Raw genomic sequence first — 18,925 nt, 5'->3', positions numbered from 1 at the left:
CAGACAGATCCCTCCACATGATGACGAAGACCACCCTGCCCGTCGTGCTCATGACAGCCCTCGCCGTCGCGGCCGCCGGCTGCGATTCCAGCGGCAGCGGCGGGCGGTCCAGGGAGCGCTGGGCGACCACCGAGAACACCAGCGTCGAGCTCGACTTCGACAAGGTCAACGAAGCCTTCAAGGCGGCCGAGGGGCCCGAGGACTTCGAGCGGCGCGTCAACGAGATCTACCAGGGGAGCGAGGTCATCAGCGTCGCCGTACAGGACCTGGACGCCAAGACGCAGGTCGTCACCGGGTTCTTCGACAAGAACAGCGACGGCGGCGTGCAGGACCCCGAGAAGGTGTTCACGATCCGCCGTGACGTCTCGGGCGAAGGCGCCGCGCAGATCCAGACGTCCGGGTTCGGCCCCTACGGGTACTACCACTCGCCGGTGATGAGCCTGGCGTCGGGCATGCTCCTCGGCGCCATGGTGTCGTCGGCGCTGCGCCCGAATTACGTGCCGGTGTACACGCAGCCGTACACCACACCGCCCGGCCGCGCGCCCGATCTGCGATCCCACCGCGAGGCGTACCGCGCCTCGAACCCGTCCAGCGTCGACAGCAGCAAGTCGTCGCAGACCGGGCGGCGCTACAACAACGCCGGCGGCAGCCGCTTCGGGAGCGGCAAGTCCGGCGCCGGCTCGCGCTTCGGCGTCCGCCGCAGCGAGCGAGGCCGCAGGCCCGAGCGCCTGGTCGCGTAGCCGCGCGCCAGCCGCCGCGATGCAGCCCCTGCGAAGCATCTCCGAGCTCCCGTTCCGTTGCCGTCCCGCGCTGGAGCTGCTGAACCTCGAACAGCACCGCGACGAGCCGGACGTGGAGTCCACGCAGTTCGGCTGGTGCCGGGTGGACGCGCTCTGGCTGGATGGCCGCGCGGATCGAGGGCCGCTCCGGCTGACCGACGCGCTCGTCGTGGCGGTGCACGCCGCGGACGAGCCGGAGGTGCTGCCCGATGACGTGGAGCTCGAGTTCTTCGTCGAGGAGGTCGCCGAGGACTATTCGGTGACCGTGCTCCTGTCGGCGTTCCTCGAGCGCTGGCTGCCGGCCGCGCTCTCCGGCGAGCGCGCCATCGTGCTCGCCATGTGCAACCCCCACGCCGCGCGCATCCGGCGGCCGGAGGCGGCGGGGCGCACCCCCGTGTATTATGCCGACGGCGACGTCGACGCGTGGCTCGACACCGACGCAGACGGTCGCCGGCATATCCGCCTCGAGGCAGAGGCCTGGCGCATCGCGGAGTGAGACGATGTTCGAAGGACGCAGACAGCCGATCGTGTCGCGCGAGCAGAAGCTGGTCTATGCCGGCATCTACGTGCTGAAGAAGATGGACCTGAAGCCCGCCGACGGAGGCATGGAGATGCCCCTCGTGCTCCCGTCCGAGCTGAGCCCGCTGGAGGACGTCCTGCAGGAGCTCGTGAACGCGGACCTCGTCGAGGTCAACCGCCGCAAGGCGCGGTTCGAGCTCACCAAGAAGGGGCTGGCCTACCTCGGCGAGATCATCGACGAGGCGGAGGCGCTGGTCGACGAGTTCGACGACGAGTCGCTCGAGGACGCGGTGGCCGAGCTCCGCAGGCGAAACGTGGACGTGCTGCGGGCCCGGTTTCTGTGGGGCTGGTACGACGGCGAGCTGGACGATCTGGTGCTCTTCCAGCAGCGCCGGGGCGCGACGCCGGTCGAGCAGTGGTGGGCGGACTACCTCATGAGCGACGCGTTCTACGAAGCGCTGAGGGGCGACTACGAGTGAGCGCGAGGGCGGCCGTCAGCGCGGGCGGGCGCGCTCCCCCGTCAGCCGCGTGAGGAGCCGCGCCAGCTCGGCGCGCTCACCTGCCGAGATCCGCGCGAGCCTTCGCCCGAAGGCGTCGTCGAGGATCGCCCGCGCCGCCTCCATCGCCTTGCGCCCCGAGCGGGTGAGCGTCAGCCGAAAGCGCCGCAGATCGCCCGCCTCCGTCTCACGCTGGACGAAGCCGGCCGCCTCCATCCGCTTCACCATGAAGGTGATCGAAGGCTTGGGCGTGATCAGCGCGCGCGCCAGCTCGGCAGGGTAAGGGTGGTCGTCGAGCTTGCCGAGGAGGAAGAACTCCTTCATCTCGAGCCCCAGCGCGCGCACCTCGGGCTCCACCTCGGCCATGACCGCCATGCTGAACTCGAAGTTCAGCGTCCAGAGCTCCCAGGGCGAAGGCTTGTCCATGTTCTCTCTGCTCGCGCTTGACGATGAAGCGGTGCGGCGCTACTAGTTCAATATTGAACTGTTCGAAACGGAACAAGTTCCAGAGGTGATGCGATGCCGCTCGATCATTATGTCACGCTCGGTCGCTCAGGTCTGCGGGTGAGCCCCTTTTGCCTCGGCGCCATGACGTTCGGCGAAGACCTGGGCTGGGGGAGCAGCGTCAAGGACTCCGAAGCCATCCTCGACCGCTTCATCGAGCTCGGGGGGAACTTCATCGATACGGCGAACCTCTACACCAAAGGACACTCGGAGAAGATCATCGGCGACCACCTCGGCCACGACCGGCAGAAGCGCGACCGGCTGGTGATCGCCACGAAGTTCAGCGGAAACCTGTACGTCGGTGATCCCAACGGCGGCGGCTCGAACCGCAAATCGATCCTCGCCGCCTGCGAGCAGTCGCTCCGCCGGCTGCGCACCGACTACATCGATCTCTACTGGCTGCACAACTGGGACAAGTTCACGCCGATCGAGGAGACCATGGCGGCGCTCCACGATCTCGTCCAGTCGGGGAAGGTGCGTTATATCGGCGTGTCCGACACCCCTGCGTGGAAGGTGACGCAAGGGCAGCTGATCGCTCAGTTCCGCGGATGGGCGCCGTTCATCGGGCTGCAGATCGAGTATTCGCTCCTCGAGCGGACGGTCGAAGGGGAGCTGATCCCCATGGCCCAGGAGCTCGGGCTGGGGGTGACGCCGTGGTCGCCCTTGCGGAGCGGGATCCTGAGCGGCAAGTACACGCGGAGGAACGCCGCGACGGTCAAGCCGGAAGGGCGGCAGTGGGCCGCGGGCTACCTCGACGAGAGGAGCTACACGGTGATCGACGAGCTCGAGCGGATCGCCAAGCAGCTCGAGACCACCGTCGCGCGCGTCGCCCTCAGCTGGGTGCAGGCGCGCCCGACGGTGTCGTCCACGATCATCGGGGCGCGCACGCTGGCGCAGCTCGACGACAACGTGAGGGCGCTCGAGGTGAAGCTCACGCCGGAGCAGACGGCGGCGCTCGACGCGCTCACCGCTCCGAAGCTGAACTTCCCGGCCGAGTTCCTCGATCTGGCGCACATGATCCAGGCCGGGGGGACGACGATCAACGGTCAACCGTCGCAGCTCATCCCCTTCGGCGTCACGAAGAAGGGCGATCATTACTGACGAGTAACCTCGACCACGGCGCGATCCGCGTGACGCGAGCGCGCGGCAGGGGAGGCGCCGCCCGGGCGTTTTGATAGTCTCGCCCCTCGCCTCGTGGACACGCCCGCCCGTCGCCCGCTCTTCCCACACCTGCCCGCGCTCGACGGGCTGCGCGGGCTCGCCCTGCTCGGCGTCCTCTTCTTCCACGCGAACGGGATGCTGCGCGGCGGCTTCCTCGGCGTCGATCTCTTCTTCGTCCTCTCGGGCTACCTCATCACGTCGCTCCTCCTCGCGGAGCACGAGGCGCGCGGCGCGATCTCGCTCAAGGACTTCTGGATCCGCCGCGCGCGCCGGCTCCTCCCGGCGCTCCTCGCGCTCGTCCCGGTGGTCGTGCTCCACGGGCGCCTCTTCGGGCCGCCGAGCGCGCTCGCCGGCCTCCGCGCCGACGTGCTCGCGACGCTCGGCTACGTCGCGAACTGGCGCGCCATCTACGCGCACAAGAGCTACTGGGAGATCTTCACGTCGCGCTCGCCGCTCGAGCACACGTGGAGCCTGGCGATCGAGGAGCAGTTCTACGTCGTCTGGCCGCTCGTCATCGTCTTCGTGCTCTCGCGGTGGTCGCGCCGCGGCGTGCTCGTCCTCACGCTGACGCTGGCCGCGCTCTCCGCGATCGCGATGCTCGTCCTCTTCGCGCCAGAGAGCACGACGCGCGTGTACATGGGCACGGACACGCGCGCCTCCGGCATCCTCCTCGGCGCCGCGCTCGCGACGGTGCTCACGCCGCGCGCCGAGCTCTCCGCGGGCGCGGTGCGCCTCCTCGACGGCGCCGGCGTCGCCTCGGCGATCGGCCTCGCGATCGCGTGGTCCGTGTTCGACGGCCAGTCGTGGCTCCTCTACCACGGCGGGTTCTGGCTCACGGAGCTCGGGGCCCTCGTCCTCATCGCGTGCGCGGTGCAGGGCTCGCGGAGCCTCGTCGCGCGCGCGCTCGCGTGGCGCCCGCTCGCGTGGGTCGGCACCATCAGCTACGGCGTCTACCTCTGGCACTGGCCGGTGCACGTGTTCGTGTCGAGCGATCGCCTGCACGGCCCCGCCCTCACCGCGCTCCGCTTCGCGATCACCTTCGCGGTCGCGCTCGTCTCCTACCGCTTCCTCGAGAAGCCGATCCGCGAGCGCGGGCTGCCGAAGGGGCGCTCGTTCTGGGCGGTGCCGGCCGGCGTCACGCTCGGTCTGCTCATCGCCGTCCGCGCGACCCACGCGCAGGACGGCGAGGCGCCGAAGGGCTCCGCGATGTTCAACGCGCTCGTCACCGCGGTCGTGAAGGACGACGTCACGTTCCGCGTCGTCGTCGTCGGCGACTCGACAGCGAACACGCTCGGCTGGGCGCTCCGCGGTCTGCAGGAGCGCGGGCTCGCGGTGGACCTCCACGGGCGGGACGGCTGCACCATCATGGCGGACCTCTGCGGCATGACGGAGTGGCCCGCGCTCCTCGCGCAGGCGAAGCCCGACGCCGCGGTCCTCTACCTCGGCGGCGCCTTCATGCACGGCATCACGGCGAACGACGAGTGGACGAAGGCGTGCAAGCCGGCGTGGCACGAGCGCTTCGAGGCGAACCTCGTCACGAACCTCGACAAGCTCCGGAACCCGCACGGGCGCGTCTGGATGGCGACCGTCCCCTACGCGCTCGGCGACTGGGAGACGAAGGACGTCCGCGAGCAGGTCACGTGCATCAACCGCTCGATCCGGAAGGTCGTCGCGACGCTGCCCGACGTCGCGCTCCTCGACCTCCAGGAGAACATCTGCCCCGGCGGCGAGTGCCGGCGCATGTACGAGGACGGCGCGATCCGGCCCGACGGCGTGCATTTCACGATCGACGGGGCGCGCGGCGTGGCGCAGTGGACGCTCGCGGAGCTCCGCGCGAAGCCGCGTGCGGCGGCCCCCGGGCCGCCCCGCTGAGCGGGCACGCCTCCTGGATGAGCCGCCGGGCGGCCTCGAGAGTCGTAATCGCTGCTGCGGTGAAGTGAAGCACTGCCCACATCGATCGGCACAGCCCCACGCGCTCTGCCCTGCTGGCCATGCGCTCGTTCGCCCGCCTGTTCCGCCGCGCGGCACCGAATTCTCGCACCACACAGGCGAAGAAATCCGCTAGGCGTCAACAAGGAGGGCACGGACAATATGACGGATACGCCTACCTCGAACGGCTCGATGGCCGCGCGGGCAAAGGGGCCGGAGGGCACGCTGGTCGAGCAGATATTTGACCTGGCGCCGACCATCCTCTGTGTCCTCGATGTCAGGGACAGGCGGATCGTCGCCCGCAATCGCGCCTTCGTCCGGGCGCTCGGGATCAACGACCAGGAGACGCCAGAGCGCACCTGGGAGGCCCTCATCTCTCGCATCCACCCCGAGGACCTCGATGCGTCAGCGGGGCATGTGCGGCAGCTCACGGCTTCACTGGACGGCCAGCCCTTCGAACGCGCGCTGCGCGCGCGGTGCACCGGAGACGTGGAGCGCTCCTTTGCCCTGTGCTGCCTGGTCCTCACGCGCGGCGACGACGGGGCGGCGCATCAGATCCTCGTCTCGGCCGAGGATGTCACCGAGAGAGCGCGCCGCGAGGTGGAGCTGCAGAAGAGCGAAGCGCTGTTCCACGCATTCCTTGAGTACATGCCTGCCATGATGTTCGCCAAGGATCCGGACAGCAGGTATGTCGTGATCAACGCTCAATTCGAACGGTTCATGGGCATGAAGCCGGGGAGCGGCGCTGGCATGCGCGACCACGACATGCTCCCGGACGACATCGTCGCGCAGGTGAAGGCCGCGGATGACGCGGTGAGGAACACCGGCGTCGCGACGGCGTTCGAGGAGAGCGTCCCTCACCCGACAGAAGGGATAAAGCAGTTCCATTCCGTCAAGTTTCCCGTCCGGGGTCCTGGCATCCCGGAGGGGACGGTCGGGGGCGCGGCCATCGATATCACGGCCATCAAGCGGGCGGAGGCCGAACGCCAGGAGGCGCAGCTGGCGGTCATCGCGGCGCAACAGGCGATCATCCGGGAGCTCGCGACGCCGCTCCTGCCGATCGCCGACGGGGTGCTCGTCATGCCGCTCATCGGCACGCTCGATCCCGAGCGGGCGAGCCGGATCATCGAGACCTTGCTCTCCGGGGTCGGCGCGCACCAGGCGACCATCGCCATCATCGACATCACAGGGGTGAGATCGGTCGACGCCCAGGTGGCGGGGGTGCTCCTGCAAGCCGCTCGCGCGGTGGGGCTGCTCGGGGCGAGGGTCGTGCTCACGGGCATTCAGCCAGCCATCGCGCGGATGCTCATCGACCTCGGCGTGGATTGGCAGGGCCTGGTGACAGAGGCCACGCTGCGCAGCGGCATCGATTACGCGCTGCGGACCAGGGAGCGCAGGGGGGGAGCCATCCCCAGCTGAACGGCCACCTCGCCGCGTGAGCGACGTCGGCCTGACCGACGTGTGCGAACGAGACGTCGCCGGGAGGGCGAGAGGACCGCACGGGCGCGCCGTCGCCGGGTCGTCCAGGGCAACCGCAGCCGACGAATCGACCGCTCGCCTGTCACCTTCTGGCGCCTCTGCCGTAGAGGAGGGTGAGCCCCGCGATGAGCTTCCTCTGGCCCTCCCGCGATGACCATCTCTGCGAGCTGATCGAGGCGTCCCGGCGCGGCGATCGCGGCGCGTTCCGGGCGCTCTACCAGGAGCTGTACGACCCGGTGGCGCGCTTCGTTTCGCGACGCGTGGGCCGGCGGGAGGACGCGGAGGATCTCGTCGCGCGGGTCTTCCACAGGCTGCTGGAGCGGCTGGGAGAGTTCGATCGGCGCAAGGGGACGCCGCGGATGTTCGTGCTGGCCATGGCCAGGAACCTGGTCATCGACCACGCGCGGGCGGCGCGGCACGAGGCGCCGATCGACGATCTCGCGGGCGTGCTCGCGGACGAGGCGGGGACGCCGCTCGACGCGCTCGTGCGGGGCGAGGAGCTCCGCGCGGTCAGGGACGCGCTGGAGGAGCTCGGGGCGGAGGCGAGGGAGGTGCTGGCGCTGCGGTACGGCGACGGGCTGAAACACCAGGAGATCGCGGAGCTCCTCGGGCTCCGTGCGGACGCGGTGAAGCAGCGGGCGTCGCGGGCGCTGCGCGAGCTGAAGGCGCGGCTCGAGGCGCGCGCCGAGCAGGACGCGGGCGAGCCCCGCGGAGAGGGTGTTTCCAATGCTGGGCTTTGAGGTGCGACGAAAGCTGCGCCGGCTGTTCGGGGAGCCGGCGCCGCTCAGGCCAGAGCACGCGCGCGAGCTCGAAGGCGAGCTGATGGCGGCGTTCGGCCAGCTCTACCCCGAGCAGGAGGTGGTCCCGATGAAGCGGCTCTGGTTGCGCAAGGCGCTGATGGTGGCGGCGGCGGCAGCGGTGTGCGGGGCGGCGGCGTGCGTGGCGCCGGCGGACGTGGAGGTGCCCGTGGGACGGAGCATCCGCATCCAGGTGGCGGACGGCGCGGAGCTGCCCGAGCCCGAGGCGCTCATGGCGGCCGTGCGCGGCGAGGGAAAGACGGAGCGGAGGGCGCGGGGCCTGGTGCGGGGGCGGCGCGGGGACGGGGCGACGACGCTGACGCTCGACGTGTGGGGCGACGAGGTGCCGGAGGGCGACGTGGCCGAGCGGATCCGGGCGGCGTTCCCGGCGCTCGCCGGCGCGGAGATCCGGGAGGACGTGCTGGCGGGGACCGTGCGCGGGACGCTGGGAGCAAAGCTCGGGCACGAGCTGCTCGATCTGGACGTGCTCGACAAGGACGACGTGGAGGCGGCGCGGCGGCAGGTGATGGAGCAGCTCGCGGCGCAAGGGGTCGAGGGGAAGGTCGACGTGCAGATCGAGGGGGACGGAGAGAAGCGGAAGGTGAAGGTGCAGATCAAGCTGGAGGGCCCCCCGCAGGACGACGCGGAGATGGGGCCTCCGCCGTAGCCGCACGAGGCGGAAGGAGCGCCCGCGGAGCTCAGCAGCGCGCGAGGCGACGCGCTCGTCGCCCAAGGAAGGCGGAGAAGACAGCGCCGCCTCACGCTTGCTCGGGCACGCCCCCCGGGACGCGCGCGGGCAGCGGAAGCTCGACGCCCTCGGACAGGTTGCCCTTGCCGGGGACGTGGTTGATCTCGAGCCGGATGCCGTCCGGATCCTCGAACACGATAGAGTAGTAACCTGCCGCCCACGCACCGTCCTGCGGCGCCTGCACGAGCTTGCCGCCGAGCGCGGCCAGCGTGCTCTCGAAGAACTCGTGGAATGCGTCGATATCCTCGCGGCTGCGGGCGCGGAAGCACAGGTGGTGCAGGCCGGGCTTGTACTGGTGAAAGCGGGCGCCGGCGTGCTCCGGGTTCACGGGGCGAATCAACAGGCCGGTCTTGCCGCCGATGTAATAGAGCATGGGCCGTTCGTCCTCGCTGCCCGGATCGTCGTACTGGCACTGCATCTCGAAGTGCTCGCACAGCGCGCGGTAGAACGCGCGGCTGCGCGGGAAGTCCGTGACCGAGAGCTGGATGTGGGCGATTCCGGCGAGGTTCATGGCGAGCACGGTAGCCCAGCTCCGGCCGGTGGAGCGCTCTTCGTGATCGGATAGCGCGTCTGGTCGTCCATTGTGTCGAGGCAGGCGAGGTCGACCTGGAGCTCCGGGACATTTCGTCCGAGGCGGGGAGCCGCCGAGGCTCAGCGCGCGCAGCACCACCGCATCGATCGATGTCCACTCCCGATGGGGCGCGCTGGCCTGCGATCGGTCATCTGGTCCAGACCGCCGCCAGATCGAGCTCCACCGCATCGAACGGCTCAGCCCTCACCTTGGCGTCCTCCTCGTAGGTCTCGAGCAGCACCCACCGTCCGCCCTCGAGTCGGTACACCTCGAGCGTCCGCAGCAAGGGGCTGAGCAGCCACACGTGCCCGACACCTTCGCGCCGGTAAATCCGCATCTTCTTCCCCCGGTCGACGCGCTCTGTACGCGGCGAGATCACCTCGCACACCCAGTCCGGAGGGACGTCGTAGTGCGCCGGCGTGTCCTCGTCCCCGAGGGCGTCCGGCATGCGCTCCCGCTTCCACCCTGCGAGATCGGGCACCACCTTGTCGGGCCGCGGCCCAAGGTGGAGCTCCGGCTCATCCAGGAGCACCCAGCCGCCGGGCCCTCCATCGCCGAGGTCGAAGGCGCTGCCGAGCTTCATCGTCAGGCGCGACGCGCTGCGCGTGTGGGGGCGGCCGGGCCGCGGAAAGGTGAAGAGCTCCCCGTCGAGGATCTCTGCCACCTGCTCGGGCGGCACCGCCGCGAATGCTGCCTCGACCTCGGGTGCGTTGCGGGCGGGATCCAGGTGGTGCGGCAGCACGCCGGTGCTCATGGCCGACCCTACCACGAGAGCGCGGTTGCGGCCGGGGCGAGCGCCTGCTCCAGCGCCGTCCGAGCTCGGGCGCCTGGCTCACGATGCCGGGGCCCAGGTGAGGGCGAGGACGCCGGCGCGCAGGCGGTCGCCGGAGGCGGGCCCGCGTCCACCCTACCGGCCCCGCGGCGTTCCGGCGCTTCGGGCACAACGAATCCTTGGAAGCACGCTTCGGCAACTTCGCAGCTGTTGCCCCTGCTCCCCGCGATCGGCCTTGTTCGTCTTATCCCCTCCGCGCGCCTGATCCAGTCGCGCAGCGCCGTCTCGGTCAGGTCGAGGTCCGTCGCCACCTGGCCGATGCTCCGGTCGCCCACCTTCGCCAGCCGTAACACCTCCGCCTTCGACTCGGGCATGAACGCCCTCCTCTTTCACCGTCCCATTCCTGCTTCCTGGTGTCGTCCGGGGTGTCCGCGGAAGCGGGGAGGACCAATCCAGTTGCGGCGCCCCAGGGGGTGTGGCTAAAAGGCTGCGAACGATCCCCGGCGGAGAAGCAAGAACGAGATGCGAATTCCCAGCAGCCTGATGTCTCTGGCCGACGAAGGGCTCATCGAGGAGGTCGTGCGCCCGCTGATGAGCGGCAAGGAAGCGGAGGTCTTCCTGGTGCGCTCCGGCGGCGAGCTTCGGGTGGCCAAGGTCTACAAAGAGGCGCAGGACCGGACCTTCAAGAACCGGGCGGAGTACACGGAGGGGCGCAAGGTGCGCAACAGCCGCGATCAGCGCGCGATCAACAAGCGCTCGCGCCACGGTCGTGCGCAGGACGAAGCCGCCTGGAGATCGACCGAGGTGGACATGATCTTCCGCCTGCGCGACGCGGGGGTGCGCGTCCCGATACCCCACCATTTCATCGACGGTGTGCTGATCATGGAGCTCATCACCGACGCCGACGGCAGCCCGGCCCCGCGGCTCGCCGAGGTGCGCCTGAACCCCGACGACGCGGTGAGGGTCTTCGACCGATTGCTGGCAGAAGCGGTCCGGATGCTGAGCGCCGGGGTCGTGCACGGCGATCTGTCCGACTTCAACGTGCTGATGGGGGCGGACGGGCCGGTCATCATCGATTTCCCGCAGGCAGTGGACGCTTCCAGCAATCAGAACGCGCGAAAGCTGCTGCTGCGCGACGTCGACAACCTCCAGCGCTTCCTCTCTCGGTTCGCTCCCAATCGACAGCCCCGCCCTTACGCGCAGGAGATGTGGGAGCTCTACGCGTGCAGCCAGCTCACGCCCGAGACACGGCTGAGCGGCCGTTTCCGGGCGTCTTCGGGGCGGGTCGATACCGAAGCGGTCCTGGGGCTCATCAGCGATGCCAACCACGACGAGCGCCGCCGCCGTGAGACGCAGGGGCTGAGCATGCGGGGCGTATCGTCCCCGCCTCGCAAGGTCGAGGTGGTGATTCTACCGAGCGGCCCGCGAGACCGCGCGCGCCGGAACGCTCAGGGAGCACAGGCGGGCGGCGCGGCGAACACTCGCCCAGCACAGGCGGGCGGCGCGGCGAACACGCGCCCAGCACAGGCGGGCGGCGCGGCGAACACGCGCCCAGCACAGGCGGGCGGCGCGGCGAACGCTCGCCGGGCTTGACGTCTCCGAGCCGCCTGCGGGTGTTCATGGCGAAAGCTCCCAGCCCAGGTTCAATGTAAAGAACAGCTGCACCGGCATGATCTCGGCAAGCCGCGGGAATTGGGTGAAGTTCGCCGGCGACATCCGCGTCCGATGCCGGGCTCAAATCACCTTGTCGTCCGAGCTCCCGGAGGGCGCGTCCGGCGTGGCACCCGCGCTGCCGGCCGGCGCCTCCCCCGGCCGTGCCTTCTGCTCCACGAGAAAGAGGACCACATCCACCGCGCCCCCCACGGCGCGGTTGACGAGGCGGATCGCCCCGTGGACGCCGGACAGCGTCGTATCGTGGATGAGCCGGATCCCCCTCACCGGCGCCTTGATCGGGGGAATCTGCTCCAGCAGGTCGAAGGGCAGCTTCGCCGCGTGCTTCTGGAGGCGCTCCACGCGCCGGGAGCCGTGGTCGACCGCGTCCTGCACGAGGTCCTTCAAGCCGCGCCACCGGTCCATCACACCGCCTCCTCGCACCACGCGCGGATCTGCGCGTAGACGTCCGGGTCGTGAGCCAGGCGCAGGTGTCCGAGCGACGGCATGATCCGCGCGTGCTCCTGAGGGAAGGGCGAGCACCGGTCCTCGACGACCGCCCGCCCCGTGGCGCTCCGCAGCGAAACCATCGCGTCCCCGAACAGGAGGGAGAGCCTCGGGTCGGCCGTGAGCGCGCCGGCGATGAGATGATGGCGAATGTGGGGGAGCAGGGGCACGGGATGGCGGCGATTCTGGAGCAGGGCGTTCGCGCTGGCGCCCTCCCAGTCCTCGCGGCGGAGATTGGCATACGCCAGGTCTTTCATCCCGCCGCTGCGGAGGTCGACGATGTCGGCGATGAGCTTCGTGTACGGATTGTCGATGCTCGCGAGCGCCCACGTGACCACGTTGCCAAAGCGCTCCAGCGGGGCGCCGAGGTGCGGTGTGCCGAGATAGAAGGCCCGCTTGACGAGGGGCAGCCACCGTCGATCCTTGTCGCTGGCCGCGTGCGCGGCGCTGCGCGCGACGAGGCCGCCCATGCTGTGGCCGATGAGGGCCAGCTCCTCCACGGCAACAGGATAGGCGCAGACCAGCTGTTCGAGGAGGACATCCAGGGCTTCGCCGTTCTCGGAGACACGGAGGCCGCTGTTGTACCGCACATAAAGCGGCGTGTAGCCGAGGTCGCGCGCAAGGAGCGATCCGTAGGTCTCGCCGTCCGGCATCGTCCAGACTTCCTCGGTGCTCATCAGCCCGTGCACGAGCACGACGATGCGGGGCATGGCCTGGGCAGAGACGGCCGCGGGAAATGCCCTGGCAAGCGGCACGGGGTGCCCGTCGCGGACGAGCTGCATCGTGGTCGCGAGGCCGTTGCTTGTCCGCTTCAGGTAGTCGCCGAGGACGCCGTTGAGCACCCCGACGACCCGCTCCAGGTGGTTTCCCATGCGACGACCCGGCCGCATCCTGGCACGGTTCGGCGCCGGGGGCGACGCCGGGCCCCGCTGCGCCGGACGGTGGCCCTCGGTGGCCGAATCTGCCGGCCCGCTGGAAGCTGCTGCTCGACTTCCTCGGGACCTTCCGCCAGGGCGGCGCTCGCAGGCCGAAGTCCGCCGAGCCGGTCGCAACCGAGCCGGGCGCCGTCGCGTAGCGCGACCAGAGCGGACAGCAACCGACCCGGGTCGGGGCGACCCGGGTCGGAGTAGCCGCCGCCTTCGCCACGTCCAGCGACCCGGGCTGCGCCCGCACGACGCCGTGGGAATACCCGAGCGCCCGAACCCCACCGACGGATCCGCGACGCGAACAGGCGGCGCAACGAGGCGAAGCCGCGTGGCGTCCAGGTCGCGAACCGTTCAAGATGCCACGAAAGGTGCGACCGACGGAGCGCTGGTGCCGACCCCGCCTGCGGCGCGGCAGCGCACCACCGAGCCGTTGGGCGGACCGACCTCATTGACAGGTTTTCATCATGGGGATGTTCGACTGGTATACGCCGGTGCCGCAGCTCGCTTGCCCCAGGTGCGGGACTACGGTCGACGGCTGGCAGGGAAAGGACGGTCCCTGCGGCCTGTTCGAATGGGTGCAGGGGATGCGTTCACCGCCTCGGCAACACGTCGACGAGGAATGTGCCATACCGGCGTCCGACCGGGAGCGCTTCCGACTGCCCGCGCACTTCGAGATCTATACCGAGTGTGAGCTCTGCCGCGCCTGGATCGAAGCCGAGGGCTCGTGTGAGGGCGACGTGTGGAGCCGCATCGAGCTCGTCGGAGCGACCCGACCGAGGTCGGGGTAGTGTCGGAAGAGTATCTCGCTGAGCTCAGGAGCGGTCTTCACTGAAACACCCGCGCAGGGATCGCGCGACGAGCTCGGGGCTCCCTCCCCGATCGGCGTTCCAGGGAGCCTCGTGACGGAGCCTGCGGCGGGGGCTCCGGGCACCGGATGGCCATCAACCAGCGCGAGCGAAAAAAGGTGCAGGACCACCATCTAACCAGTTCGGTAACAGCACTGCGCCCGGCGATGGGCCTACTCGTGGACGGCGGCGTAGCGGCCGCTCGGCGGTAACCACCCGGCCATCGCCATGGGCACGGCCTCTTGCGGCTCTCGCCAGAGTCGACGATCCTGGGCGCGGGCGCGCCGGGCACCACGAAATCGGCGCGTGGCCGTGTCGCCGGCCGCTCGACGGCTTCCTGACGCTGTGCGCGCTCAGGAGCCGGTCGTCGCGAGCAGCTCGCCGGCGTCGCCGACGGACGCAGCGCGGCGGATCCAGCGGTCCAGCTCGGCGATATCCGTGCTCGCGAGGACGCGCCCCCGGACCTCGGCAGGGACCTCCAGCCCGCGGGCCTCCAGGACAGCGAGCACGGCCTGCGCCTTAGCTTCGAGGAGCCCCTGCTGCCGCCCCTTCTCCACGCCCTTGGCCACGTAGCTGCGCGCGAATTCGCTCTGAAATTCGTATCCGCTCTTCATCATCGCCTCCAACGTCCGCCTCGCCGCTGCGTTCAGCGAGGATAGCACCAGGTCCCCGTAGACGGCGCGGCGCTCCTCATCGAGCCCGCCTGCCGCCGCCAGGAACGCCACGCCGATCGCCTCTGCCGCTTCACCCTGCCCGTGCGCCATCGCCGAGAGCACGACCACCTCGGGCGCCGCCCTCGCCTGGTCGGCATCGGTGACGACCGGGACGCCCTCGGGCCCCAGCACCAGCGGGGTCAGCGTCAAGCCGGGGTGGCCCGTGTCGATCGGCCGCGAGCACCACCTCGCGATCTCGGCATCGATCGTCACGACCAGCAGCTGGGTCGGGCAGCGGTGCCGGGCCCTCGTCTGCACGACGTACACCGGCCAGACGTACGGCTTCTCCGGATCCACGCCGAGCTGGACCTCGACCACGATCGCCGTCGCGGGCCGCTGCTGTTCGCCGACCAGCAGCACGAGGATGACATCCGCGCGCCGGTCCGAGGGCAGGATCTCGGTGAGGTCGGAGGACACGACGCGCGCCTCCGTGAAGGCCGGTACAGGCTGGCCGAGCGCGTCGTGCAGCATCTCGGCAGCCAGCGTCGGCCGGTTTTTGAACAGCTCCACCAGGGCTTCATGGGTCACGGAGGGCATCGGGGCGTCTCTCGGGTGGTTACAGCCACGCTGGATATGCTGGCTCTCCAGGCGGTATGCCAAGCTCATGCGTGGGGCCCGCAGGAGCCGGAGCAGCCGTGTCCTGCTCTTCAATTCCGGGCACCTCCCTCGAGTTGTCACGCCATGTGACCTGCGTGCGCCCCGAACCCAGGGCACGGGCTCGACGAGAGCGGCGCTCGGGGTTGCGCGATCCTCCGCGAGCCTTGAAGCGATCTCCGGCGGCGACCCGACCCACCTAGAGAGATGTGTGAAGCTCGCCCTCTGGGCGCCGGGGCACACGCAGCGTGTTGTTCGTGGCTATCTGCCCGACAGCGCCCCTGCCAGCCGCTCCGCCAGGTCGCCCCTCGGCTCCACCCGCACGCGCTCCAGCCCCAGCCACGCGGCCATGGTCCGCAGCTCGCCCGCCAGCCGCTCCGGTGTCTGCGCGCCCGCCAACGGCTCGGCGTGGCTTGCCTGCACGATCAGCACGCCCGCCTTGCGATCGGCCTTCAGGTCCACCCGCGCGGTGATCGCGTCGCCCTCGAGGAACGGCAGCACGTAGTAGCCGTGGGTCCGCTTCGCCGCGGGGGTGTAGATCTCGAGCCGCACCCGCACGCCGAACATCCGCTCGGTGCGCTCGCGGAACCAGATCAGGTTGTCGAAGGGCGAGAGGAGGGCGCAGGCCTCGATCCGCCGCGGCCGCCGGGCGGCGGGATCGAGGAAGGCCGGCTCCCGCCAGCCCTTCACGCCCACGGGGATCAGCTCACCGGCCTCGGCGAGCTCGGTGACCCGCGCCTTCGTCTCGGCGACCCCCATGCGGAAATGGTCCCGCAGGTCCCGCTCGGTCGCCACGCCCAGGGCCCGGGCGGCGATGCGGATCAGCGCGCGCTGGGCGTCCTCGCGCGCGGGCGTCGGCGCCTCGATCACCGCGCTGGGCAGCACGCTCTCCGGCAGGCCATACACCCTCTCGAAGGTCCCCCGCCGGGTGGCGGTCGTCAGCTCGCCGATCCAGAACAGGCACTCGGCCGCCCGCTTGGCGTCGCTCCAGCCCCACCAGCCGCCGGGCCCCTTCTTGCCAATCTCGAGCTCGGAGGCGGCCAGCGGCCCGCGCTCGCGGATCTGTTCCAGCGCCCGGTTCACCACCTGCCGGTGCTCGCGCAGGAAGCGCGCCACACCCTTCCAGACGCCCACCCCGTCGTGCGCGTCGGCCATCCGCCAGCGCAGCAGCGGCTGGGTGGTGAGCGGCAGCAGCGAGGCCTCGTGCGCCCAGTACTCGAACAGCGGCCGCTTCCTCGCCCACGCGAGCTCCTCCAGCATCGGCCGCGGATAGGCCCCCAGCCGCGAGAAGGCCGGCAGGTAATGGGTGCGCGAGACGACGTTGACGCTGTCGATCTGCACCACGCCCAGCCGCTCGATCAGCCGGGTGAGCTGCTGCTTCGTCGTCGCCGGTCCGGGTCGCTCCGCCCGGAAGCCCTGCGCCGCCAGCGCGATGCGCCGGGCCTCCGCCGCCGACAGGGTGTCCTTCATCCGCGCCTTCCGTCCATTGGGGCCCGCACCCTAGCTGGCCGTGCTCACTTGGCAACAGATCATGGCCAGCCCCACCCCGCTGGAGCTCACGCCGATCGTCGCCGACGAGCCGCGCTGGTCACCCTCGACGTTCTGCCGGCACACCCGCACGAGCCCATTATCGACTACGCTGCCGGAGCCATGGCGATCGGCGGCGTCAACCACGTGACCCTCGCGGTTCGAGACGTCGACCGCGCCGCGCATTTCTACGTCCAGGTGCTCGGCGGCAAGCGGCGAGCACAGTGGGCCAGGGGCGCATATCTCGAGCTGGGGACGCTCTGGCTCTGTCTGGAGCTGGACGCGCGCGCCGCGCGGCAGGTCGACGACTCACACCTCGCGTTCTCGGTCGACGCACAGGGCTTCGCCTCCCTGGAGGAGGCCATTCGCCTGAGCGGCGCCCGGATCTGGAAAGAGAACCGCTCCGAAGGGGCGTCGCTCTATTTCGAAGACCCGGACGGACACAAGCTCGAGATCCACGTCGGCGACCTCCGGACGCGCCTCGCGTCCTGCCGCGACAAGCCCTACGAAGGGATGGAGTTCTTCGACGACGGCGAGAGCGAGACGCCGGCGCTGTGAAGGTGCGCAGCTGCGCGGCGGCTCCGTGCGCGTCAAAGCGTCGGCGCTGCGCACCTCGACGTCGAGATTCGACGCACGGCCTTGGCCGGGCGCTGGACGCTGGCGCGAGATCGGGTCGATCGCGCGCCAGCGTGCCGTGGCCGGGAGCTCGCGCCGACGTCCGGCGCCCGCTCAGCAGCGCCAGCAGATGACCCCGTAGTCCCCCGCCGTTCCGCAGCACAGCTTCACGCCGGGGGCATTGGGACGATCGGAGCGCGCGGCGGTGCTCATCAGAGAGGCGTCGTCGGCGTCGGTCACGTCACCACTCGCATCGTCCGCAGCGCCGCCGAGCTCCGCCAGCGCGTCCACGGCCGTGGACTCGAGCTGCACGGCGCTCGTGGCAGAGGTCGGGTCGGTCTCGGCCGCCGAGATCGCGGGGACAGCGAAGGCGGCGAGCATGAGGGGGAGAGAGCAGAGCGCGAATCGGATCGTCTTCATGGTCATTGTCTCCTTCGGGCCTCGTGGCCCACGTGAAGGCGCCAGGGGCGCCGGCCAAACACAGCCCGCTGCGGGCAGAAGCGTCCACAGCCAGGCGTCTCCCCGCGCCGCAGCGGCGAGCGGTACGCCTGCGAGCGACCCGTACGGTGCTGCGTTCGGCGTTGGCGGCGCGGAGATGCCACCTCTACGCGGCGGCCGGCGCGTGGTTTCACGAAAGCTCATCCTCCCGTCGTTCGTGCTCTCTTTCGCGCTGGGGCGGCGTGTCGCCGACAAAACCACCTCGGCGCGGAGCTGCCCGATCCGCCGCGTCGCATGCTGACGAAGCGCAGCAACCCGACCCGGGTTGGGGCGACCCCGGCCATCGCATGGCGCTGGAGCGTCTCTGGCGACCCGGCGCGAAACGGCTCCGCATGGCACACCGTTACTCCCGAGCGCTCCGGAATCTTCCTCTCTCCAGCCTCAACCCCCCCATCGGCCGCTGCGCTCTCGGGACGGATGGAACCGCCTTTCTCCGCCGGGATTCATCGCTCGCCGGCCACCCGTATGCTGGGTGACGAGCCAGGGTCGCCCGAGGTACACTGCGCCCCATGAAGCTCGCCATCGACCTGTCGCCCGCGCAAGCCGACCGCCTCCAGGAACGCGCAAAGAGCCTCGGCTTGCAGCCGGAAGAGCTGGCGCGGGCCGCCGTGGCGGATCTGCTGACGACGCCGGACGACGAGTTTCGCGCTGCAGCCGAGGCTGTCCTCGTGAAGAACGCAGAGCTGTACAGGCGGCTCGCGTGAGCGTGCGCTACTTGACCTTGGCGGAGGTCTTCTTCCTCCACGAGCGGGTTCTTGCGGCGAGCGGTGGCGCCGCAGGCGTTCGCGACCTCCGCGCCGTCGAGGCTGCTGTGGCCCAGCCGAAGGCGACCTTCGGAGGTGAAGAGCTCTATCCTACCGTGATCGCCAAGGCAGCAACTCTCTGCTTCTCGCTCGTGCAAGGCCACCCATTCATCGACGGTAACAAGCGTGTCGGTCATGCGGCGATGGAAGTCTTCCTGATGCTGAACGGCTACTCCCTTGATGCCCACGTCGATGTTCAAGAGCGCATCATGCTCTCGCTTGCTTCCGGCGCGCTCTCACGACACGAGCTCCTCGCTTGGCTCGAACAGCATGTCCGTCGACGGGAGCCCTCCGTCTAGCAGGAGTTTACGCACGCCGGTTATCAGACGCCCTCGCGCGCCGCGGCGCCCCTCGGGAATTCCGTCGTCGCGCCCCTGGAAAATTTCGCCCCCAATACAACAATTTCCCCATTTCTGCCATTGCGGTCCTGGGGCACGTTCTGTCGTACACCGCGCAGCGAGGGCGTTACGCTCCCCGGAAGAGGAGAACAG

The 18,925-nt window shown here is 70.1% G+C and carries 20 protein-coding genes and 2 pseudogenes; 13 read left to right on the top strand and 9 right to left on the bottom strand.

Going from position 1 to position 18,925, the window contains the following annotated elements:
* Window positions 1–17 precede the first annotated feature (17 nt).
* The 3 genes from WMF12_RS47105 to WMF12_RS47095 are packed head-to-tail and all read left to right on the top strand — an operon-like array spanning window position 18 to window position 1,777.
* The gene (locus WMF12_RS47105) at window positions 18–740 is read left to right on the top strand and encodes a hypothetical protein (protein ID WP_437856316.1); all 723 of its coding nucleotides are present in this window, start codon (window positions 18–20) and stop codon (window positions 738–740) included.
* Window positions 741–759: 19 nt separating this feature from the next.
* A complete protein-coding gene (locus WMF12_RS47100) occupies window positions 760–1,275 on the top strand; it encodes a hypothetical protein (RefSeq protein WP_437856312.1) in 516 nt (171 codons plus the stop codon).
* 4 nt (window positions 1,276–1,279) lie between these two features.
* Window positions 1,280–1,777: a hypothetical protein gene (locus tag WMF12_RS47095; protein ID WP_437743242.1), complete on the top strand. Its 498-nt coding sequence runs from the start codon at window positions 1,280–1,282 to the stop codon at window positions 1,775–1,777.
* Between the two features lie 15 nt (window positions 1,778–1,792).
* Here the strand turns inward: WMF12_RS47095 and WMF12_RS47090 are convergent, their stop codons facing one another.
* The gene (locus WMF12_RS47090) at window positions 1,793–2,221 is read right to left on the bottom strand and encodes a MarR family winged helix-turn-helix transcriptional regulator (protein WP_437743241.1); all 429 of its coding nucleotides are present in this window, start codon (window positions 2,219–2,221) and stop codon (window positions 1,793–1,795) included.
* Window positions 2,222–2,314: 93 nt separating this feature from the next.
* On the opposite strand from WMF12_RS47090, the gene WMF12_RS47085 reads away from it, so the two are divergent.
* The 5 genes from WMF12_RS47085 to WMF12_RS47065 all read left to right on the top strand — a co-directional run bounded on the left by WMF12_RS47085 (window position 2,315) and on the right by WMF12_RS47065 (window position 8,332).
* Window positions 2,315–3,400: an aldo/keto reductase gene (locus tag WMF12_RS47085; RefSeq protein WP_437743240.1), complete on the top strand. Its 1,086-nt coding sequence runs from the start codon at window positions 2,315–2,317 to the stop codon at window positions 3,398–3,400.
* A 93-nt stretch (window positions 3,401–3,493) separates the two neighbouring features.
* A complete protein-coding gene (locus WMF12_RS47080) occupies window positions 3,494–5,332 on the top strand; it encodes a DUF459 domain-containing protein (RefSeq protein ID WP_437856293.1) in 1,839 nt (612 codons plus the stop codon).
* Between the two features lie 219 nt (window positions 5,333–5,551).
* Window positions 5,552–6,808, top strand: a complete 1,257-nt coding sequence (locus WMF12_RS47075) for a PAS domain-containing protein (protein WP_437856283.1) — start codon at window positions 5,552–5,554, stop codon at window positions 6,806–6,808.
* Between the two features lie 185 nt (window positions 6,809–6,993).
* Window positions 6,994–7,608, top strand: a complete 615-nt coding sequence (locus tag WMF12_RS47070) for an RNA polymerase sigma factor (RefSeq protein WP_437856273.1) — start codon at window positions 6,994–6,996, stop codon at window positions 7,606–7,608.
* The gene (locus WMF12_RS47065) at window positions 7,595–8,332 is read left to right on the top strand and encodes a hypothetical protein (RefSeq protein WP_437856266.1); all 738 of its coding nucleotides are present in this window, start codon (window positions 7,595–7,597) and stop codon (window positions 8,330–8,332) included. Before WMF12_RS47070 ends, WMF12_RS47065 begins: the two co-directional genes overlap by 14 nt.
* Before the next feature lie 91 nt (window positions 8,333–8,423).
* Here WMF12_RS47065 and WMF12_RS47060 read toward each other — a convergent pair whose 3' ends face one another.
* From WMF12_RS47060 to WMF12_RS47050, 3 genes and pseudogenes are all read right to left on the bottom strand, one after another.
* On the bottom strand, window positions 8,424–8,924 hold the full coding sequence (locus tag WMF12_RS47060) for a VOC family protein (RefSeq protein WP_437856260.1): 501 nt from the start codon (window positions 8,922–8,924) through the stop codon (window positions 8,424–8,426).
* Between the two features lie 208 nt (window positions 8,925–9,132).
* Entirely contained in the window at window positions 9,133–9,738 is a 606-nt protein-coding gene (locus WMF12_RS47055) for a Uma2 family endonuclease (RefSeq protein WP_437856252.1), read from the bottom strand.
* Window positions 9,739–9,746: 8 nt separating this feature from the next.
* Window positions 9,747–10,133 (bottom strand): annotated as a pseudogene (locus WMF12_RS47050) (hypothetical protein); the annotation flags it as partial.
* A gap of 145 nt (window positions 10,134–10,278) precedes the next feature.
* On the opposite strand from WMF12_RS47050, the pseudogene WMF12_RS47045 reads away from it, so the two are divergent.
* Window positions 10,279–11,172: pseudogene (locus WMF12_RS47045) on the top strand (PA4780 family RIO1-like protein kinase); the annotation flags it as partial.
* A gap of 318 nt (window positions 11,173–11,490) precedes the next feature.
* Here the strand turns inward: WMF12_RS47045 and WMF12_RS47040 are convergent.
* Both WMF12_RS47040 and WMF12_RS47035 read right to left on the bottom strand, forming a co-directional pair.
* Window positions 11,491–11,832 (bottom strand): hypothetical protein, encoded by a 342-nt coding sequence (locus WMF12_RS47040; RefSeq protein WP_437856243.1) that lies wholly within the window; start codon window positions 11,830–11,832, stop codon window positions 11,491–11,493.
* Complete coding sequence (locus WMF12_RS47035) at window positions 11,832–12,785, bottom strand: esterase/lipase family protein (protein WP_437856238.1); 954 nt, start codon at window positions 12,783–12,785, stop codon at window positions 11,832–11,834. Before WMF12_RS47035 ends, WMF12_RS47040 begins: the two co-directional genes overlap by 1 nt.
* A gap of 518 nt (window positions 12,786–13,303) precedes the next feature.
* On the opposite strand from WMF12_RS47035, the gene WMF12_RS47030 reads away from it, so the two are divergent.
* Window positions 13,304–13,627: a hypothetical protein gene (locus WMF12_RS47030; protein ID WP_437856228.1), complete on the top strand. Its 324-nt coding sequence runs from the start codon at window positions 13,304–13,306 to the stop codon at window positions 13,625–13,627.
* Between the two features lie 410 nt (window positions 13,628–14,037).
* Here WMF12_RS47030 and WMF12_RS47025 read toward each other — a convergent pair whose 3' ends face one another.
* The gene (locus tag WMF12_RS47025; protein ID WP_437856223.1) at window positions 14,038–14,934 is read right to left on the bottom strand and encodes a hypothetical protein; all 897 of its coding nucleotides are present in this window, start codon (window positions 14,932–14,934) and stop codon (window positions 14,038–14,040) included.
* Between the two features lie 318 nt (window positions 14,935–15,252).
* Entirely contained in the window at window positions 15,253–16,461 is a 1,209-nt protein-coding gene (locus WMF12_RS47020; RefSeq protein WP_437856217.1) for a winged helix-turn-helix domain-containing protein, read from the bottom strand.
* A 180-nt stretch (window positions 16,462–16,641) separates the two neighbouring features.
* Here WMF12_RS47020 and WMF12_RS47015 point away from each other — a divergent pair, with 180 nt between their 5' ends.
* Window positions 16,642–17,076, top strand: coding sequence for a fosfomycin resistance glutathione transferase (locus WMF12_RS47015; RefSeq protein WP_437856206.1), 435 nt, complete (start codon window positions 16,642–16,644; stop codon window positions 17,074–17,076).
* A 171-nt stretch (window positions 17,077–17,247) separates the two neighbouring features.
* On the opposite strand, the gene WMF12_RS47010 is transcribed toward WMF12_RS47015, so the two are convergent.
* The gene (locus WMF12_RS47010) at window positions 17,248–17,553 is read right to left on the bottom strand and encodes a hypothetical protein (protein WP_437856202.1); all 306 of its coding nucleotides are present in this window, start codon (window positions 17,551–17,553) and stop codon (window positions 17,248–17,250) included.
* A 587-nt stretch (window positions 17,554–18,140) separates the two neighbouring features.
* Between WMF12_RS47010 and WMF12_RS47005 the strand changes: the two genes are divergently transcribed.
* Window positions 18,141–18,335, top strand: a complete 195-nt coding sequence (locus WMF12_RS47005) for a DNA-binding protein (protein WP_437743226.1) — start codon at window positions 18,141–18,143, stop codon at window positions 18,333–18,335.
* Between the two features lie 2 nt (window positions 18,336–18,337).
* Complete coding sequence (locus tag WMF12_RS47000) at window positions 18,338–18,733, top strand: type II toxin-antitoxin system death-on-curing family toxin (RefSeq protein WP_437743225.1); 396 nt, start codon at window positions 18,338–18,340, stop codon at window positions 18,731–18,733.
* Window positions 18,734–18,925: the final 192 nt, after the last annotated feature.

The organism is Sorangium sp. So ce363 (assembly GCF_051520435.1).
Classification (GTDB): domain Bacteria; phylum Myxococcota_A; class Polyangia; order Polyangiales; family Polyangiaceae; genus Sorangium; species Sorangium cellulosum_B.
The sequence above is the reverse complement of the archived record's forward strand: the minus strand, read 5'-3'. Positions and strand labels throughout refer to the sequence as shown.

What these genes read in the sequence shown, in the direction of transcription:
- WMF12_RS47055 (WP_437856252.1), bottom strand. Translation starts at nt 9,738, where the DNA reads ATGAGCACCGGCGTGCTGCCGCACCACCTGGATCCCGCCCGCAACGCA.
- WMF12_RS47095 (WP_437743242.1), top strand. Translation starts at nt 1,280, where the DNA reads ATGTTCGAAGGACGCAGACAGCCGATCGTGTCGCGCGAGCAGAAGCTG.
- WMF12_RS47025 (WP_437856223.1), bottom strand. Translation starts at nt 14,934, where the DNA reads ATGCCCTCCGTGACCCATGAAGCCCTGGTGGAGCTGTTCAAAAACCGG.
- WMF12_RS47010 (WP_437856202.1), bottom strand. Translation starts at nt 17,553, where the DNA reads ATGAAGACGATCCGATTCGCGCTCTGCTCTCTCCCCCTCATGCTCGCC.
- WMF12_RS47015 (WP_437856206.1), top strand. Translation starts at nt 16,642, where the DNA reads ATGGCGATCGGCGGCGTCAACCACGTGACCCTCGCGGTTCGAGACGTC.
- WMF12_RS47065 (WP_437856266.1), top strand. Translation starts at nt 7,595, where the DNA reads ATGCTGGGCTTTGAGGTGCGACGAAAGCTGCGCCGGCTGTTCGGGGAG.
- WMF12_RS47020 (WP_437856217.1), bottom strand. Translation starts at nt 16,461, where the DNA reads ATGAAGGACACCCTGTCGGCGGCGGAGGCCCGGCGCATCGCGCTGGCG.
- WMF12_RS47070 (WP_437856273.1), top strand. Translation starts at nt 6,994, where the DNA reads ATGAGCTTCCTCTGGCCCTCCCGCGATGACCATCTCTGCGAGCTGATC.
- WMF12_RS47075 (WP_437856283.1), top strand. Translation starts at nt 5,552, where the DNA reads ATGACGGATACGCCTACCTCGAACGGCTCGATGGCCGCGCGGGCAAAG.
- WMF12_RS47085 (WP_437743240.1), top strand. Translation starts at nt 2,315, where the DNA reads ATGCCGCTCGATCATTATGTCACGCTCGGTCGCTCAGGTCTGCGGGTG.
- WMF12_RS47030 (WP_437856228.1), top strand. Translation starts at nt 13,304, where the DNA reads ATGGGGATGTTCGACTGGTATACGCCGGTGCCGCAGCTCGCTTGCCCC.
- WMF12_RS47035 (WP_437856238.1), bottom strand. Translation starts at nt 12,785, where the DNA reads ATGGGAAACCACCTGGAGCGGGTCGTCGGGGTGCTCAACGGCGTCCTC.
- WMF12_RS47100 (WP_437856312.1), top strand. Translation starts at nt 760, where the DNA reads ATGCAGCCCCTGCGAAGCATCTCCGAGCTCCCGTTCCGTTGCCGTCCC.
- WMF12_RS47090 (WP_437743241.1), bottom strand. Translation starts at nt 2,221, where the DNA reads ATGGACAAGCCTTCGCCCTGGGAGCTCTGGACGCTGAACTTCGAGTTC.
- WMF12_RS47005 (WP_437743226.1), top strand. Translation starts at nt 18,141, where the DNA reads ATGAAGCTCGCCATCGACCTGTCGCCCGCGCAAGCCGACCGCCTCCAG.
- WMF12_RS47040 (WP_437856243.1), bottom strand. Translation starts at nt 11,832, where the DNA reads ATGGACCGGTGGCGCGGCTTGAAGGACCTCGTGCAGGACGCGGTCGAC.
- WMF12_RS47060 (WP_437856260.1), bottom strand. Translation starts at nt 8,924, where the DNA reads ATGAACCTCGCCGGAATCGCCCACATCCAGCTCTCGGTCACGGACTTC.
- WMF12_RS47105 (WP_437856316.1), top strand. Translation starts at nt 18, where the DNA reads ATGATGACGAAGACCACCCTGCCCGTCGTGCTCATGACAGCCCTCGCC.